The organism is Bacillus sp. S2(2019), from assembly GCF_005144805.1.
Lineage (GTDB): Bacteria > Bacillota > Bacilli > Bacillales > Bacillaceae > Bacillus > Bacillus altitudinis.
In genome coordinates, this window is record NZ_SWFL01000003.1 from 1 (window position 1) to 16,085 (window position 16,085).

Genomic DNA, 16,085 nt, shown 5'->3' on the forward strand with positions numbered 1-16,085 from the left:
TTTGGGACCAAGGGGTCGCAGGTTCGAATCCTGTCTTCCCGACCATCTTTTATGGGGCCTTAGCTCAGCTGGGAGAGCGCCTGCCTTGCACGCAGGAGGTCAGCGGTTCGATCCCGCTAGGCTCCACTTTTTAAAAAATTATTTTATATCATGGCGGTGTAGCTCAGCTGGCTAGAGCGTACGGTTCATACCCGTGAGGTCGGGGGTTCGATCCCCTCCGCCGCTATAAAGGACCTTTAGCTCAGTTGGTTAGAGCAGACGGCTCATAACCGTCCGGTCGTAGGTTCGAGTCCTACAAGGTCCACCATCTATACGGAGGAATACCCAAGTCCGGCTGAAGGGATCGGTCTTGAAAACCGACAGGGGTGTCAAAGCCCGCGGGGGTTCGAATCCCTCTTCCTCCGCCATATTTTTAAAAAATGATATCATCGCGGGGTGGAGCAGTTCGGTAGCTCGTCGGGCTCATAACCCGAAGGTCGCAGGTTCAAATCCTGCCCCCGCAACCAAATTTTTTCTCTATTGGTCCGGTAGTTCAGTTGGTTAGAATGCCTGCCTGTCACGCAGGAGGTCGCGGGTTCGAGTCCCGTCCGGACCGCCATTTTCAAATGAATACATGGCTCGGTAGCTCAGTTGGTAGAGCAACGGACTGAAAATCCGTGTGTCGGCGGTTCGATTCCGTCCCGAGCCACTTTTACAAATAAATATCAGTATGGCGGTTGTGGCGAAGTGGTTAACGCACCAGATTGTGGCTCTGGCACTCGTGGGTTCGATTCCCATCAATCGCCCCATACATATTTTTGCGGGTGTAGTTTAGTGGTAAAACCTCAGCCTTCCAAGCTGATGTCGTGGGTTCGATTCCCATCACCCGCTCCATTTGCATATCGTTCATGGGCCTGTAGCTCAGCTGGTTAGAGCGCACGCCTGATAAGCGTGAGGTCGGTGGTTCGAGTCCACTCAGGCCCACCATGACTTTCCGCAGTAGCTCAGTGGTAGAGCTATCGGCTGTTAACCGATCGGTCGTAGGTTCGAATCCTACCTGCGGAGCCAAATGGAGAAGTACTCAAGTGGCTGAAGAGGCGCCCCTGCTAAGGGTGTAGGTCGCGCAAGCGGCGCGAGGGTTCAAATCCCTCCTTCTCCGCCATTTTTCTGGCCCGTTGGTCAAGCGGTTAAGACACCGCCCTTTCACGGCGGTAACACGGGTTCGAATCCCGTACGGGTCATTTTTTAAAGAGGTCTAATAAAGACCTCTTTTTTATTTTCCGCAAAACGAAAGACCGCCATCATAGCGGTCTTTTCTTACATATTCATGGAATAGATCGTATAAGACAAGTATGTCGCAAAGAATCCCCATAAAACATAGGGAATCAATAAAATTGGAACAACATTGCTTAGTTTACGTGAGACGATGACAAGCGCGAGCGCTGTCAGTGCTACAAGCAGGCAGTCGATCGTAGCTGCAAATAAACCTTTTTGTGTAAACTGAAAAAAGCTAAAGGCTTGATTGAATACATAATTTAAAAGAAACAGAATCCAAAATGGTAATGTGATTTTTTGAAAACCATACTTTGCATAAATGATGGCGGCAGATAACGAAATGAGGGCGAATAAGACAGCCCAGACCGCACCGATGACACCACCACTAGGTGTCCATTCAGGTTTATTTAGTGCGTCATACCATTCTCTGTCGATAGGGAACAGGAACCCTGCAATAGAAAATAATGCGTATGTAATAAAGAAGACGATAACCGCCCAAATGATACTTTTTCTAGCCATCCAGAAATCTCCTCCCAATCAATTCACTCTTCAACTTATTTCCCAATTATTACATGATATAAACATCAAGCCCCCAATATGTGGGGACTAATGATTTTTTTTAGTATAGGGATCTTCTTCGTAAGGCTTCAAGTCACCAAACACCGTCATGACGCCTTCTTCATCTAATGCTTCTTCATAAGCTTCGTGTGCTTTATTTGGATAGACCTTGCTTGCTTTACCTTCAATATCAGCAGCTGCAAACCCCTCGTAGTCTTCCACATAATCTTCATCTTCTGATTGTGTATACACATCATCGTATGTCAATGGAGGAAATTCCATATCGGACGGGGTATCAGAGTTCCCATAGCGTTCTACATCTTGGTAGGCATCTTCGCCATCATATGCAGCACTTTCTTCATTTTCAAATTGCCCTGAGGGCGGACTTAATAAGTCCTCTTCAATGGGACGGTTTTGTGAAACGGTCTGTTCTTTTGAATGCTCTGTGCATGTGACGGCGGTGGGAAGGGCTTCTAAGCGTTCTTTAGGAATAGGGGCTTTACACACTTTACACAAACCATAAGAGCCGTCTGCCATTGCTTGGAGTGCTTCATTGATATCGGACAGATGCTCATGTTCCAAACTGTTTAAGGCAATGTCTTTTCCGCGTTCGAATAGTTCTGTCCCTTGGTCGCCAGGGTGGTTATCATAAGCTGACAGTTCGCCCACTGAATCATAAGGAAATGATACTTTCTGTTCATCGTCATGGCTTTTGGCTTCAATTTCTTGTTTTTCATCGAGAAGTCGCTGCTTCAACTGATGTAATTCGTTTTTAGACAACAAAGTGATCACCCTTTCATATCAAACATATTGTTAGTATGAGCAAATTTTTATGTAAGACTTGTGCCAATTTGAAGCAATTCTTCAATAAAAAACGCCTGCAGCTGCAGGCGTTTCGTGTTATGCGAGATAGTATTGTAAGATCAATGCGATCGTTAACAGGAAACCAAAAAACGTATTGGTTTGTGCTGTCGACTTCATGGCATTCATTAATTCAATTGGTTTTTCTTTTTGTTTAAATTCTTTAATGGCTGTATAAGCTTTTGGCACACTGAGTAAGACAAGAAGACTCCAAAGACCCACGATATCCATAAAGATATAAACAAAAATGAGTACATATGAGATCACAAACATGGAAAGTAGGATGTTGACTGCCGCTTTACGTCCAGCTAGGATAGCAAGTGTCTTTCGTCCATTCTCTTTATCACCGTCTAAATCACGGATATTGTTCGACAGTAAGATGGCACCAACTAAAATAGAGATGGGTAATGAAATGAGCACAGCTTTTGATGTCAATGTTCCTGTTTGGATATAGAAACTAATTAAAATGATGCCTAGTCCCATAAAAGCACCTGATACAAGTTCTCCAAATGGTGTATAAGCAATTGGTACAGGGCCACCGGTATAAAAATAGCCTGCTGCCATACAAATTAGTCCTATGAGTGCAATCCACCAGCTAGACATCATGCAAATATAGATCCCAAGTAATAAAGAAAGCGCGAATAAGGCATAAGCGAGGCCTAAAACTGTTTTTGGTTTTACACCGTTTCTCACGATCGCTCCGCCGATACCGACAGATTTCTCATTGTCCAATCCGCGAACATAATCAAAGTACTCATTAAACATGTTCGTTGCAATTTGGATAAACATCGATGCAAATAGCATAGCTAAAAATAGCCCAACATGTATTTGACCACTCGGAAGTGCTAGGACAGTTCCTAAAGTAACGGGAATAAATGCCGCTGTTAATGTATGCGGTCGTAGTAAATTCCACCAAATCCGCCAGTTCTTATCAGGCTTTATTGGTGAAAGCTGATCTGATATCGATTGATGCTGCATAAAATATACTCCTTTAAATAAAAAAATACGTACACGTCCAAATTCCAGTTTAGCAAAGTTCAAAAAGGTGTCAATATATTGATGCGATGAAACAAGAAAAAGATGTTTGCTAATCGTTCCCATCTAGAGAGAAAGCTTGATCTTCGAACAGGTCTTACCATTTTTTAAGGGATGTTCTCATTTCAATAAGCGGGAGCGAAAAAATCTTGAAAGCGTGATATAATAAGGATTCGAGGTTTTAAAAGCTGTTTTCTTTACTAAGTTCATCTGTTAAGGTTTATAATAGAAAAGCAGGTCATTCGACATACTCGAATGTTCATGTATTTTTTTACATGATGGTTTTATTTTTATATGTTATTTCATGGGTTTTGGAGGAATGTATCATGGTGACAACAGTGCAAAGTACTTTCCGGCAGGAAGCGCTTGCGACATTAGAAGAAGCGAATAACGTCAACCATGCTGTTTTGATAAGCTACTCCAGAAGAGTTGACGATCTGGATCCTCTTGCCTTTTTCCAAAGCGGCGAAGCGGATTTTTTAGGCGAGCGGTTTTTTTGGTCTGATCCAGAAAGCCAAATGATATTTTCTGGACTTGGCAGAGCGGCCGTGATTAAATCATCAGAGCAAGGCAAAGAACGATTCAATATCGTCCATCAAGAATGGGAGCAGCTGAAACAGCATATGTTCCATTTTCATGATGAGAAGGAGTTAAAGCAAGCGGCAGTTGGTCCGCTTTTATTTGGAGGATTTTCATTTGATCCATACGAAGAGAAGGCGCGTCACTGGGAAGCATTTGGCGAGGCTCATTTTTTTGTGCCATCGATGATGCTGACTGTTTCCAAAGAAGGCACGTTTCTAACGATCAATGAATGGAACGAGGTGGACGGGAATGTTCATCAGCTCATTCAAGAGTTAGAACAGAAAGCTTCTAATTTTGATGCATTGCCTGTCAGAAATCATGGACAAGCTGAGCTTGTTCATATGGAAGAGTTAGATGTCCAGGAATGGATGAAAGCAATCCATGAAGCGACAGAACACATTCGTGTGAACGAATATGAAAAGGTTGTTTTAGCAAGAGAAGTCTTGCTTCACTATAAAAATCAAATAGAACTCGCTCCACTATTAGCAGAATTACTAAAACATCAAACAACGAGTTATGTATTTGCTATAGAGCAGGGAAGACAAGCATTTGTCGGGGCGACGCCTGAACGTTTAGTGAAAAAAAGCGGTGGTGAAGTATTTTCATCGTGTTTGGCAGGTTCCATTGTACGTGGTCAAGATGAAGTAGAGGATCTGGCACTAGGTGAGGAACTGCTTCATGATGAGAAAAATTTGATTGAACATCAAATTGTCGTGAATATGATTGAGCAGGCATTTGAAGCAAACTGCCATCATGTGCATAAGCCAAATCAACCAAGTCTTTATAAAACGAAAAACATTCAGCATTTATTTACACCCATTGTGGGAGAAATTAAAAGCAGCTGTTCACTCTTTTCATTAATTGAACAGCTTCATCCAACACCAGCGCTTGGAGGATATCCTAAGGAAAAAGCGGTAGAGGTGATTCGTGAAATCGAACCGTTGAAACGCGGTTGGTATGCGGCGCCAGTGGGATGGATTGATTCTAAGGACAATGGAGAATTTGCTGTCGCCATTCGATCAGGTCTTATTGAGGAAGACCAAGTTCGTTTGTTTGCTGGATGTGGAATTGTAGAGGATTCCCTTGCAAAACAGGAGTATGAAGAAACGCAAGTGAAATTAAGACCAATGCTGTCTGCTCTTGGAGGTCGTCCCATTGAATAATCAAATCATGACAAGATATATTGGCAGATTAATGGATGAATTTGTGCAAAGTGGTGTGAAGGAGGCGGTTGTTTGTCCTGGTTCCCGTTCAACACCGCTTGCGATGCTCGCTCTTGCTCATCAAGAAATCAATGTCCATGTGTTAGTGGATGAACGGTCTGCTGCTTTTTATGCACTGGGTCTTGCGAAAGCGAGCCAAACACCAGTGCTACTCATTTGTACATCAGGTACGGCAGCAGCTAACTTTTACCCAGCTGTTGTCGAGGCACATTATTCTCGGGTACCACTGATTGTTTTAACTGCTGATCGGCCGCACGAATTGAGGGAGGTTGGGGCACCTCAAGCGATTGATCAGCAATTCTTATTCGGTAAGTTTGTTAAATGGTTCACAGACTTAGCCTTGCCAGAAGAAAGCCAAACGATGCTGCGGTATGTCCAAACTGCTGCTGCTAGGGCAAGTCATGTGTCTATGCAGGAGCCAAAGGGACCAGTTCAAGTGAATGTGCCGCTGAGAGAACCATTGCTACCTGACTTGTCTATTGATCCTTTTGATAGAGAAGAAGGAGTTGCGAACAAAGTTTTAGCAGCAGGTCAAGCTCGTCCGGATGATCGGGTTATGTCAGAATTAGTGTCTATCATGAACAAAGCGGCAAAAGGAATCATTGTTGCTGGTGAACTTCACTCGCCGGAAGAGCAGGCGTCAGTGTTACGTCTTGCAAAAGCTTTGCATCTGCCAATTTTAGCTGACCCGCTTTCTCTTTTGCGAAATGGACATGAAAGTGAAGAATACATCATAGATGCGTACGATTCTTTGTTAAAAGATGAGGCATTGCAGCAGCATCTCTTGCCTGAAATGGTCATTCGTTTTGGACCGATGCCTGTGTCTAAGCCTTTATTTAAGTGGCTGGAAAAGCATGCGGAAGTGAAGCAGATTGTCGTCGATGCTGCGGGTGGTTATCGAGATCCTGGTTTAAGCGCATCATACATGATTGAAAGTCATGCAGCCTCTTTTGTAGAAGAAGTCTTGATGAGAGCGGAAAAGCGTCAGGATACATCTTATTTACGACGCTGGCAGAGTGTCAATTCTTCTTTTAGAATGCATGCAAATCAATACAATGATGAGGACCTGACATTTGAGGGAAATGTGTATCGTCAGCTGCAGCACCTTTTGCCAAAAGAGAGTGTGCTCTTTATCGGAAATAGTATGCCTATTCGAGATGTCGATACCTTTTTTGAAACGCAGTCAAAACCGTTTCGGATGATGGCGAATCGCGGAGCAAATGGCATTGATGGTGTTGTGTCCACAGCTCTTGGAACATATGCAGCCTTGAAACAACCCATCACTTTAGTCATCGGCGATTTGTCTTTTTACCATGATATGAACGGTCTTCTTGCAGCTAAGCTAATGGACATTCCGCTCACGGTTGTGTTGTTAAACAATGATGGAGGAGGAATCTTTTCTTTCCTTCCGCAGGCATCCGATGAACCGTATTATGAAAAGCTCTTTGGTACGCCGACTGGGTTGAATTTTGAGTATGCATCAAAGCTATATGGGGGAACCTATTCGAAGCCGACAACGAAAGAAGAGTTAAAAGATGTGTACTTGGCGCATATCCAAGAACCAGGGCTTCATTTAATTGAGATTGAAACTGACCGGCATTCTCGCGTGGGCAAACATCGCCAAATGATGGACGAGATATTGAGGGAAGTGAAAAAAGAATGCCTTCACTCATAATACGAATGCACGATGGTGTGGCGTATGAGGTGATAGACCATAACCCATCTGCTGAAAATGCCACGTTATGTTTACATGGCTTTACAGGGAGTACAGCTTCTTGGGCTTTTTTGAATACTTATACAGAAAAACATACGAGATTGATTCAGGTCAGCTTGCTTGGACATGGCCGCACAGACTCACCAAAGAGTATAAGAAGATATGCAATGTCCCAGCAGCTGGCAGATCTTGCTGAGATTTTAGATCAATTAAAGCTTCACAAAGTGAACATTCTCGGATATTCTATGGGAGGGCGTATTGCTTTATCATTTGCCTCCCGTTATCCAGAACGAGTAAACAAGTTGATTCTTGAGAGTACATCTCCAGGGCTGAACTCTTTTAAAGAGCGGATGGAGAGGCTGAATCATGATCATCAGCTAGCTCAAAAGATCAGACATGAAGGATTAGCGCAATTTGTGGATTTTTGGGAGAACATTCCGCTGTTTGCTTCGCAGAAATCCTTGCCAGCGGACAGGCTAACGCAACTGAGAGAGGGAAGGCTAAAAGCCGATCCTAACGGGCTGGCTCGCAGCTTAGAAGGTATAGGAACGGGCTCACAGCCGTCTATGTGGGAAGCATTAAAGCAGATAAAACAGCCTGTTTTACTCATTTGCGGAACACTTGATAAAAAGTTCTGTGACATCGCCAAACGTATGCAGCAGGAGCTTGAATACAGTCAATTCACAGTAGTAGAGCATGCCGGGCATACAGTTCATGTGGAACAACCACATTTTTTTGGTAAAATAGTAAGTGAGTTTATTTTATCGCAAGATTAGAGGAGGAAATATTGATGGCTATTGAATGGCAAACTGAGCGTCAGTATGACGAAATTTTATATGAAACATATAATGGGATTGCAAAAATCACCATTAACCGTCCGCATGTACATAATGCATTTACACCAAAGACTGTAAGTGAATTAATTGATGCATTCTCACGTGCTCGCGACAATTCAGATGTTGGTGTCATTGTCCTTGCAGGTGCTGGAGGAAAAGCATTCTGTTCAGGTGGAGACCAAAAAGTACGCGGTCATGGCGGCTATGTAGGAGACGATCAAATTCCACGTCTAAACGTCCTAGACTTACAGCGTTTAATTCGTGTCATTCCAAAACCAGTTATTGCGATGGTTGCGGGCTATGCGATTGGCGGCGGGCATGTGCTTCATGTCGTGTGTGACCTCACGATTGCAGCAGACAATGCGATTTTTGGACAAACAGGACCAAAAGTGGGCAGCTTTGATGCTGGTTATGGATCTGGCTATCTTGCACGTATTGTGGGTCATAAGAAAGCAAGAGAGATCTGGTACTTATGCCGTCAATACAATGCACAAGAAGCGCTTGATATGGGACTTGTCAACACAGTTGTACCATTAGAGCAGCTGGAAGAAGAAACAGTGAAGTGGTGTGAGGACATGCTAGAAAAGAGCCCTACTGCTTTACGATTCTTGAAAGCTGCATTTAATGCTGACACAGATGGATTAGCTGGTATTCAGCAATTTGCAGGAGATGCGACCCTTCTTTATTACACAACAGATGAAGCAAAAGAAGGACGCGATTCCTTTAAGGAAAAACGGAAGCCAGACTTCGGTCAGTTCCCTCGTTTCCCTTGATTCAATGATATGGATGAAAACAGCTTAGTGCATCAGACTGAGCTGTTTTCTTTTATGAAAAGGAGGTGTCATGATGAAGCAACCGAATTGGCTGCTGCACCGTGCGTATTTAACGCCAGACCGGGTCGCACTCATTTATCAAGACAAAGAGTGGACATTTCGTGATTTAGCGAATGATGTAGACCAACTTGCAAATCGACTGACACGTGCATCTTTTAAAAAAGGGGATACGGTTGCGATTTTAATGAACAACCATCCTCACATGGTCATGCTTGTTCACGCTTGTTTTTTATTAGGCTTCAAGATTGTGTTATTGAACAATAAGTTAACAAAAGCAGAGAGACGTTATCAGCTGAAAGATGCGAAAGTCATGGCTTTATTAACAGAGCCTGCATATGAAAATGAGCATCATGGTGATTTACCTGTTTATACAATAGAGACTTTACCTGATGCAGATCATGATATGGAAAAGAAGGTCGTACATGATATTGATTTAAATGAGACGGCGACGATTATGTATACATCTGGAACGACAGGACGCCCTAAAGGGGTGGAGCAAACGTTTGGCAATCATTTTCATAGTGCTGTTTCCTCGGCATTGAATTTAGGGATCAGGGAGGACGACCGCTGGCTCATTGCCTTGCCTCTTTTTCATATAAGCGGTTTATCCGCTATATTTAAATCTGTCATATACGGTATGACTGTCGTGCTTCATCAAAAGTTTGATGTCGATGAAGTCAAGAATGCTATTGAACAGCATCGAGTGACGATGTTGTCAGTTGTACAAACCATGCTGTCCCGTTTATTAAGTGGACTTGAAGAATGTCCATCATCTTTGCGCTGCCTGCTGTTAGGGGGAGGTCCTGCACCTTATGCGATGCTTCAAGAGAGTAAGGAGAAAGGATTTCCTGTGTTTCAATCGTACGGTATGACGGAGACCTGCTCGCAAATTGTGACGCTTGCGCCTGAATTTAGTGTGGAAAAGCTTGGATCAGCGGGAAAGCCCCTTTTTGGGTGTGAATTAAAGATTCAAGATGAGAACCGTCCGTGTCGTCCTTTTGAGCATGGTGAAATCATGGTAAAAGGTGCAAATGTCATGAAAGGCTACCTTTATCGTCAAGAGGCAACAGCTGCTGCATTTGAGCAGGGCTGGCTGAAAACGGGTGATATTGGCTATGTAGATGAGGACGGATTCTTATTTGTGCTTGATCGGCGGTCAGACTTAATTATTTCTGGCGGAGAAAATATTTATCCAGCAGAAATTGAAGCAGTTCTTTTAACACATCCAAATGTAAAGGAAGCCGGAGTGACGGGTATGTATGATAAAAAATGGGGAGAGGTACCTGCTGCCTTCCTTGTGACACATGAGCAGATTCCGGAGAATGAGCTCTATGCTTTGTGTCAGTCGCAATTAGCCAAGTATAAATGGCCCGCCGCTTTTCACTTTGTGGATGAGCTGCCAAGGAATGCGTCGAATAAATTGCAGAGGCACAGACTCAAATCAAAGGGGTTTTTAGATGATTCAAATTGAACGTGTGATCTTATATCATGTCACGATGAAACTCAAACAGCCGTTTACAACGAGCCTTGGGACCATTTCAGAGCGTGAGTTTATTATTGTCGAGGTCAAAGATCAAACAGGATTAACTGGATGGGGAGAGGTATCTGCCTTCTCTTCTCCGTGGTATACAGAAGAAACCATCGAGACCTGCTATCACATGCTGAGGGCTTTCTTTATCCCGAACGTGCTGACCCGATCTTTTACACATCCTTCGGACATACCAGACAGCTTGTACCATTTTAAAGGCAATAGAATGGCCAAAGCGGGAATTGAGGCAGCTGTGTGGGATATTTATGCGAAGCGAGAAAATAAGTCCTTACGTGACGTCTTAGGCGGTACTAGAGATAGAATTCCATCTGGTGTCGTTGCGGGGTTAGGACCAATAGATGAAATGATTCAGCAAATCGAGCAATTTGTTGATCAAGGCTATCAGCGTGTGAAAGTGAAAATTAAGCCGGGACAAGATATTGGACTTCTACAAAAGATAAGGGAGTCTTTCCCTCACCTCCCGTTAATGGCGGATGCAAACTCTGCTTATGAATTAAAAGATATTAGCAAACTGAAGCAGCTCGATGATATTCGTTTATTAATGATTGAACAGCCTTTAGCCGCAGATGACATTGTCGATCATCGGCATTTGCAAAAGCATTTAAAAACACCAATCTGTTTGGATGAAAGTATTTGTTCTTTAGATGATGCGAGAAAAGCTGTAGAACTTGGAAGCTGTCAGATTATTAATGTGAAGCCTTCACGAGTTGGAGGGCTGACTGAAGCACTTAAGATTCATGCGTTCTGCAAGGAGCAGCAGATTCCGTTATGGTGCGGTGGAATGATTGAAACAGGCATTTCTCGCGCGCAAAACGTGGCACTTGCATCACTTCCGCAATTTACGATTCCTGGGGATATTTCAGCATCGTCGAAATATTGGGAGCAGGATATCATTTTTCCTGAAATTAAAGTTGAAAATGGGTTTATTGAGGTGCCTCGTTCTCCAGGTATGGGTGTAGAAGTTGATTATCAAGCGCTTCGTTCTTTCTCAGATAAAATTGATGTGTTTACAAAACATGATTTTGTGAAATGAAAACGAGTGAATCGCCATTTGCACCATCAATAGAACCACTGTATAGTTGAGGAAAGTTTTTCCTTCCTGTCTGAACAAAAAGAAAGAGCGGTTATCCGCTCTTTCTTACTCTTCTACAAGCCCGCTGTCGTAAGCAAGCTGTCCAATATACTGATGCATGTCATTGGGCATGTCGGAAACATGTCCGTATTCATAATCCCAAAGATTTAAAAAGGAGTGAGCTGCTTGATAAAATGCAGCCTCGTCCGCGTCCTGAATTTCTTCAAGAAACGTTTGAGCAAGCCGATCGTTTTTCAAAGCGAAGCGCCTCCTTTAATGAGACTTAAAGGTCTTGAGGTTTAAACGTTTTACAGTCAGTTTCTTCACTTTTCTCAGCCGTATTTCCTGTATGGCTGACGACATAAATTGCATCTGCACCACAACGATTTCCAGCATTCCAGTAGGAACAGTTGTTTACTTCACAAAGGATTTTTTGACTCATACAGATGACCTCCTTTTGAGTATGTCTTTCATCTATAATGTAACCGAAGCACGGGTCGTTCATTCATGTTAATCTTCCTGACGAATATAACGCTTATCTTTCATAAACAATTTCCAGAAGAAGTAGAACCCAGGGAAGAGGATGATAAACCCTACAATATACGTAATAAATAATGCCCTAAATGTGACGGGATCTGTAAACCCAGACATGATGGTGATATCAGGATAGGCCATATAGGGCAAATGCGCATGTCCATACACATAGCTTGCTAAGAAATATTGAATTGTAATGGCGATAACCGCTAAACGTGGTCTCCCTTTCCGATGTTTAAAGCGGCTGTTTGGTAAAAATAGAGCCAAACCTGCAAGCAAAAACATGAGCAGAGAAACAAGCAGGATCGGGATGTTCTGCATCATTTTTGTGAACAGCCAATTGGCCTCACTTCTCAGTGTGAGCATGATAAAGAAAGCCATCATGAGAGAAAGTGGACCTGTAATCAGTGCTCCTCTTCTATAAATGTTATAAGCCTCATCTTCGTTTGCAACATTAGAAAAATCAGCTAAAAGCAAAGATGAGAGGAAAAGGGTACTGAAAATCGCAAAACCTACGAAAGAATAGACATTTGCGCTTGTAAAGACCAATCCTAAATCTAATGAGTAGACATTATTCTCCTGAAAGATGAATCCACCATGTGTAATGGGGAGAACCATGATGAGGATGGACGGAATAATAAAGCCGCTAATTCCTGAAATATATGTCACGGCTTTTCTATATTTTTTAGGCAGTGAATGAGAGAAGACGAGAAATCCGCTTCGCAGTGCAAGAAGCAACAAAATAATGCTGCCGGGTATTAATAAAACAGTACCTAGCACAAATGTTGCACCTGGAAACAGGCTAAACAAGGCAACGACGATGGCCACAATGAAGACGTTTGTTACTTCCCAAGTTGGAGAAAGATACTTATTTGCGATATTTGCGGCCTTTGTCTGCTCTTTGTTCATGTAAATCATTGACCAAAATCCTGCACCGAAATCCATTGATGCCATCACTGCATAGATAAACACGAATCCCCATAAGATGGTGATTGCAATGAGTGCATCAGTTGTTACATCCATTTGCATCAAGATCGCTCCCTTTTTAAGATTCTGTTAACCGTAAGTCTTCTTCAATTGAATGTTTTCTAAAGTAGTACGTCAGTACAATCACAGTTGCGATGCCTAAAATGAGATAGACAATGGCAAAAAGGATGAAAAGTGTACCGATAGATCCTGATGATGTGACGACTTCAGAGGTTTTGAGCATTCGATAAATCACCCATGGCTGACGGCCAGTACAGGCAAAGATCCAGCCAAATTCAATCGCCAAGAGACTAAGAGGCCCGCCAAATAAATAAAGGACAAGCAGCCATTTTGGGTAATGGTCGCGTTTTAAAATTTTGCGGTAAAACAGTGCTAACATAGCAAAGAAAATGAGCAATGAGCCGATAATGACCATTCCGTTAAATAATGTGTGAATAAATAAAGGCGGCCACTCGTCCCTAGGAAAATCATTTAACCCTTTAACCACAGTATCAAAGCTATTTCCTGCAAGAAAACTAAGCGCCCAAGGGATTTCGATAGCTCCTTTGATTTCTTGCGTATTGGCATCAGTAAAACCGCCAATGGCCAGAGGCGCATGGGATTGCGTTTCAAATAAACCTTCAGCACCCGCTAATTTTTCAGGCTGATATTCATACAGAAGCTGAGCTGATTCGTGACCGTTTAAGGCTGTGAGAAAAGAGAAAAGTCCGCCTACAATCAGTCCAAGAAAAAGGGCTTTTCGATGAAAGGTATAGAGCTTTTCGTTTTTTCTTGTTTTCAACATTTTAAATGCAGCGACAGAAGCAATGACAAAAGCGCCTGTTGTAAAAGCAGACAGTACTACATGTGTAGCAGTTACAACAAAACTAGGATTGAAAAATGCCTTCCAAGGTTCGATATTCGTTATTTCTCCATTGACCATTTGAAAGCCAGCGGGTGTTCCTTCAAAAGCATGTACGTTTGTAATGAGAATCGCTGAAGCTGCTGCACCAATGACAACGAAAATAACGGTAATGATGCGCATGGCTGGTGATAAACGATCTGCTGCGTACACATAAATAGACATAAATAATGCTTCAATAAAGAAAGCATAAATTTCTATTTGAAATGGCAGTGACATGACCTTTCCGATGACCTCCATAAAACCAGGCCATAGAAGGGCAAGCTGCGTACCAGCAATGGTACCGGTTGGAATGGCGACCCCTAACAGAACAGCCTGCGCTTTTGTCCATCGTTTGGCCATGATGGCATAATGCGGGTCCTTCGTTTTTTGAAAGATGAGTTCAGCTAACAAAATCATTAGCGGGATGCCTACGCCAAGCGAGGCATAAATAATATGGAAGCCCATTGTTGTGCCGAACAGACTTCTAGCTAAAACGAGATCAGTCAATTTTTTCTCCGCCTTTCTTATCGCATCTCTTTTTATGGTGTTTATTATTCTCCACCATTTTTAGATTATTCTTCCTGACTAAGAAAGCTTGTTTTTTGACAAGTTGTAAAAGAGGGAGTAGAATATAATTATAAAACGTAATCGTTACGTTTTAATGATGAAGGGAGTTTTGACATTGAAAAGAGATATTCATCCAACCTCACATGAAGTTGTATTTATGGACGTAAACAGCGGTTACCGCTTCTTAAGTAGATCAACAAAGACATCACATGAGACCGTAGAGTGGGAGGATGGGAAGACTTATCCTGTCATTAAAGTAGAGACAAGCTCTGATACGCATCCATTTTATACAGGACGCCAGAAATTCGGAGAAAAAGGCGGCAGAGCGGAGCAGTTTAAGAAAAAATATCAAATGTAAACAAAGAAACACACCTGATCATGGTGTGTTTTTTTGTGCAGTAAAAAACCCCGGCTGATCGCACGGGGTTCATGAATTCATTCAACATTTAAAGCTGTTTTTAATGTGTTTAAATTTTGTTTCATTAAGCTGACATAGCTTTCACCATTTTTAGCATCATCTTCTGTAATGGATTCTAGATTTTTCAGTGTAAGGCTTTTTGCCCCAATTTCACTGCGAATCGTATCTGATACTTTACTGCTGACGTTATTTTCAAAAATGACATACTTGATGTGATGCTTTTCTGCCTGTTGTACGATATTTTCAAGCTGTTTTTGGGAAGGCTCTTCAGAAGCAGAGAGTCCTAGTACACTGATTTGCTCAATGCCATAGCGCTTTTCCCAGTAGCCGTATGCTGCGTGAGAAACAAGAATTTCTTTATGTTTTGCTTTAGATAACGTTGTTTTGAATTCCTGATCTAACGATTGTAATTCTTTTTTTAGTGATTCATAGTTTTTTGTGTATTCGTCTTTATGATCTGGATCTAGTGAAACAAGTGTGTCTTTAATGTTTTTTGCCATTTGCTGTGCATAAACAGGGTCTAGCCATGCATGGGGATCTTTATCTCCATGGTCGTGTCCATCATGGTCATGATCTTCACCTTCATGATCGTGATCATGGTCCTCACCTTCTTCATGAGCATGTTCTTCTTGTGTTGATAATAGCTTGATTCCTTCGGCTGCTTTCACTGTTTTCACGCCTTGGTCTTTTAACGTAGAAGCCGTTTTATCAGCAAATGCTTCAGCACCTGTTCCGCTGTAAATAAAGGCATCTCCTTCAGCCATTTCAACCATCGTTTTTGAACTTGGTTCAAAGCTGTGTGCATCTGCATTGGCAGGGTACACACTTTGAGCGTTCACGTGAGAGCCGCCAATTTTTTCAGTGAAATCTTGAATAGGGAAGATTGTCGTGTAAATGGTTAATTTCCCGTCTGCTTTTCCTTTTGAAGCATTTGTCCCCGCACTGCTTGAGCAAGCGGCAAGACCGACCGCTAATAAAGCAGCTGTTAAAATAAAAAAGATTTTTTTCATCTAAGAATGTCTCCTCTCAACCTATTAGATAGAAATGATTACGATTTAATGTCCTGAGTTATTGTATCGTAATAATTACGATTTGAAAAGAGGAAAATAAAAAATTTTCATCAGAAGATGTTTCCTCTAAAAAAATAGACGTCAAAACGTGACGAAATTTAAAACATTG

At 42.4% G+C, this 16,085-nt stretch carries 15 protein-coding genes and 13 tRNA genes; 20 read left to right on the forward strand and 8 right to left on the reverse strand.

The genetic code is table 11. The annotated features are described in order from the left end of the window. The first annotated feature begins 53 nt into the window (after positions 1-53). The 13 genes from FBF75_RS10075 (at position 54) to FBF75_RS10135 (ending at position 1,220) form a co-directional block, all read left to right on the forward strand. Positions 54-126 (forward strand) — tRNA-Ala (locus FBF75_RS10075). Positions 127-152: 26 nt separating this feature from the next. Then, positions 153-226 (forward strand) — tRNA-Met (locus FBF75_RS10080). A gap of 4 nt (positions 227-230) precedes the next feature. Then, a tRNA-Ile gene (locus FBF75_RS10085) sits at positions 231-307 on the forward strand. A gap of 7 nt (positions 308-314) precedes the next feature. Further along, positions 315-407: transfer RNA gene (locus tag FBF75_RS10090), tRNA-Ser, on the forward strand. Between the two features lie 22 nt (positions 408-429). Then, positions 430-506: transfer RNA gene (locus tag FBF75_RS10095), tRNA-Met, on the forward strand. A 15-nt stretch (positions 507-521) separates the two neighbouring features. Next, positions 522-598, forward strand: a tRNA-Asp gene (locus tag FBF75_RS10100). A gap of 17 nt (positions 599-615) precedes the next feature. After that, positions 616-688 (forward strand) — tRNA-Phe (locus FBF75_RS10105). 24 nt (positions 689-712) lie between these two features. Then, a tRNA-His gene (locus FBF75_RS10110) sits at positions 713-788 on the forward strand. Between the two features lie 11 nt (positions 789-799). Then, a tRNA-Gly gene (locus tag FBF75_RS10115) sits at positions 800-873 on the forward strand. A gap of 16 nt (positions 874-889) precedes the next feature. Then, positions 890-966, forward strand: a tRNA-Ile gene (locus tag FBF75_RS10120). A 6-nt stretch (positions 967-972) separates the two neighbouring features. Continuing rightward, positions 973-1,047: transfer RNA gene (locus tag FBF75_RS10125), tRNA-Asn, on the forward strand. 3 nt (positions 1,048-1,050) lie between these two features. Continuing rightward, positions 1,051-1,141, forward strand: a tRNA-Ser gene (locus FBF75_RS10130). 7 nt (positions 1,142-1,148) lie between these two features. Beyond that, positions 1,149-1,220: transfer RNA gene (locus FBF75_RS10135), tRNA-Glu, on the forward strand. Positions 1,221-1,296: 76 nt separating this feature from the next. On the opposite strand, the gene FBF75_RS10140 is transcribed toward FBF75_RS10135, so the two are convergent. The 3 genes from FBF75_RS10140 to FBF75_RS10150 form a co-directional block, all read right to left on the reverse strand. Further along, entirely contained in the window at positions 1,297-1,773 is a 477-nt protein-coding gene (locus tag FBF75_RS10140; RefSeq protein ID WP_136944707.1) for a TspO/MBR family protein, read from the reverse strand. A gap of 87 nt (positions 1,774-1,860) precedes the next feature. Continuing rightward, positions 1,861-2,595 (reverse strand): TraR/DksA C4-type zinc finger protein, encoded by a 735-nt coding sequence (locus FBF75_RS10145; RefSeq protein WP_060832581.1) that lies wholly within the window; start codon positions 2,593-2,595, stop codon positions 1,861-1,863. A 117-nt stretch (positions 2,596-2,712) separates the two neighbouring features. After that, positions 2,713-3,651: a 1,4-dihydroxy-2-naphthoate polyprenyltransferase gene (locus FBF75_RS10150; protein ID WP_017358382.1), complete on the reverse strand. Its 939-nt coding sequence runs from the start codon at positions 3,649-3,651 to the stop codon at positions 2,713-2,715. A gap of 383 nt (positions 3,652-4,034) precedes the next feature. On the opposite strand from FBF75_RS10150, the gene FBF75_RS10155 reads away from it, so the two are divergent. From FBF75_RS10155 to menC, 6 genes are all read left to right on the forward strand, one after another. Then, the gene (locus FBF75_RS10155; RefSeq protein WP_136944708.1) at positions 4,035-5,453 is read left to right on the forward strand and encodes an isochorismate synthase; all 1,419 of its coding nucleotides are present in this window, start codon (positions 4,035-4,037) and stop codon (positions 5,451-5,453) included. Next, a complete protein-coding gene (gene menD, locus FBF75_RS10160; protein ID WP_136944709.1) occupies positions 5,446-7,188 on the forward strand; it encodes a 2-succinyl-5-enolpyruvyl-6-hydroxy-3-cyclohexene-1-carboxylic-acid synthase in 1,743 nt (580 codons plus the stop codon). The genes FBF75_RS10155 and menD overlap by 8 nt, the downstream gene beginning before the upstream one ends. Continuing rightward, positions 7,173-8,003, forward strand: a complete 831-nt coding sequence (menH, locus tag FBF75_RS10165; RefSeq protein ID WP_035391031.1) for a 2-succinyl-6-hydroxy-2,4-cyclohexadiene-1-carboxylate synthase — start codon at positions 7,173-7,175, stop codon at positions 8,001-8,003. Before menD ends, menH begins: the two co-directional genes overlap by 16 nt. Before the next feature lie 14 nt (positions 8,004-8,017). Then, on the forward strand, positions 8,018-8,836 hold the full coding sequence (menB, locus tag FBF75_RS10170) for a 1,4-dihydroxy-2-naphthoyl-CoA synthase (protein WP_008342913.1): 819 nt from the start codon (positions 8,018-8,020) through the stop codon (positions 8,834-8,836). Positions 8,837-8,906: 70 nt separating this feature from the next. Beyond that, entirely contained in the window at positions 8,907-10,367 is a 1,461-nt protein-coding gene (locus FBF75_RS10175) for an o-succinylbenzoate--CoA ligase (protein WP_136944710.1), read from the forward strand. Next, the gene (gene menC / locus FBF75_RS10180; RefSeq protein ID WP_136944711.1) at positions 10,354-11,478 is read left to right on the forward strand and encodes an o-succinylbenzoate synthase; all 1,125 of its coding nucleotides are present in this window, start codon (positions 10,354-10,356) and stop codon (positions 11,476-11,478) included. Before FBF75_RS10175 ends, menC begins: the two co-directional genes overlap by 14 nt. Positions 11,479-11,583: 105 nt before the next feature. Here the strand turns inward: menC and FBF75_RS10185 are convergent, their stop codons facing one another. The 4 genes from FBF75_RS10185 to FBF75_RS10200 form a co-directional block, all read right to left on the reverse strand. Continuing rightward, the gene (locus tag FBF75_RS10185; RefSeq protein WP_017358376.1) at positions 11,584-11,775 is read right to left on the reverse strand and encodes a hypothetical protein; all 192 of its coding nucleotides are present in this window, start codon (positions 11,773-11,775) and stop codon (positions 11,584-11,586) included. A gap of 25 nt (positions 11,776-11,800) precedes the next feature. Then, positions 11,801-11,959, reverse strand: coding sequence for a DUF1540 domain-containing protein (locus tag FBF75_RS10190; RefSeq protein WP_008360682.1), 159 nt, complete (start codon positions 11,957-11,959; stop codon positions 11,801-11,803). Positions 11,960-12,027: 68 nt separating this feature from the next. Next, positions 12,028-13,074: a cytochrome d ubiquinol oxidase subunit II gene (locus FBF75_RS10195; protein ID WP_169476099.1), complete on the reverse strand. Its 1,047-nt coding sequence runs from the start codon at positions 13,072-13,074 to the stop codon at positions 12,028-12,030. Positions 13,075-13,096: 22 nt separating this feature from the next. Then, the gene (locus tag FBF75_RS10200; RefSeq protein ID WP_008342925.1) at positions 13,097-14,428 is read right to left on the reverse strand and encodes a cytochrome ubiquinol oxidase subunit I; all 1,332 of its coding nucleotides are present in this window, start codon (positions 14,426-14,428) and stop codon (positions 13,097-13,099) included. Between the two features lie 175 nt (positions 14,429-14,603). Between FBF75_RS10200 and FBF75_RS10210 the strand changes: the two genes are divergently transcribed. Then, complete coding sequence (locus tag FBF75_RS10210; protein WP_017358374.1) at positions 14,604-14,846, forward strand: type B 50S ribosomal protein L31; 243 nt, start codon at positions 14,604-14,606, stop codon at positions 14,844-14,846. Between the two features lie 77 nt (positions 14,847-14,923). Here the strand turns inward: FBF75_RS10210 and FBF75_RS10215 are convergent, their stop codons facing one another. Continuing rightward, positions 14,924-15,916 (reverse strand): metal ABC transporter solute-binding protein, Zn/Mn family, encoded by a 993-nt coding sequence (locus tag FBF75_RS10215; RefSeq protein ID WP_025207846.1) that lies wholly within the window; start codon positions 15,914-15,916, stop codon positions 14,924-14,926. Positions 15,917-16,085 lie beyond the last annotated feature (169 nt).

Coding starts and splice junctions, on each gene's coding strand:
- FBF75_RS10140 (WP_136944707.1), bottom strand. CDS start 1,773: ATGGCTAGAAAAAGTATCATTTGGGCGGTTATCGTCTTCTTTATTACA.
- FBF75_RS10150 (WP_017358382.1), bottom strand. CDS start 3,651: ATGCAGCATCAATCGATATCAGATCAGCTTTCACCAATAAAGCCTGAT.
- FBF75_RS10155 (WP_136944708.1), top strand. CDS start 4,035: ATGGTGACAACAGTGCAAAGTACTTTCCGGCAGGAAGCGCTTGCGACA.
- menH (WP_035391031.1), top strand. CDS start 7,173: ATGCCTTCACTCATAATACGAATGCACGATGGTGTGGCGTATGAGGTG.
- menB (WP_008342913.1), top strand. CDS start 8,018: ATGGCTATTGAATGGCAAACTGAGCGTCAGTATGACGAAATTTTATAT.
- FBF75_RS10175 (WP_136944710.1), top strand. CDS start 8,907: ATGATGAAGCAACCGAATTGGCTGCTGCACCGTGCGTATTTAACGCCA.
- menC (WP_136944711.1), top strand. CDS start 10,354: ATGATTCAAATTGAACGTGTGATCTTATATCATGTCACGATGAAACTC.
- FBF75_RS10190 (WP_008360682.1), bottom strand. CDS start 11,959: ATGAGTCAAAAAATCCTTTGTGAAGTAAACAACTGTTCCTACTGGAAT.
- FBF75_RS10195 (WP_169476099.1), bottom strand. CDS start 13,074: ATGGATGTAACAACTGATGCACTCATTGCAATCACCATCTTATGGGGA.
- FBF75_RS10215 (WP_025207846.1), bottom strand. CDS start 15,916: ATGAAAAAAATCTTTTTTATTTTAACAGCTGCTTTATTAGCGGTCGGT.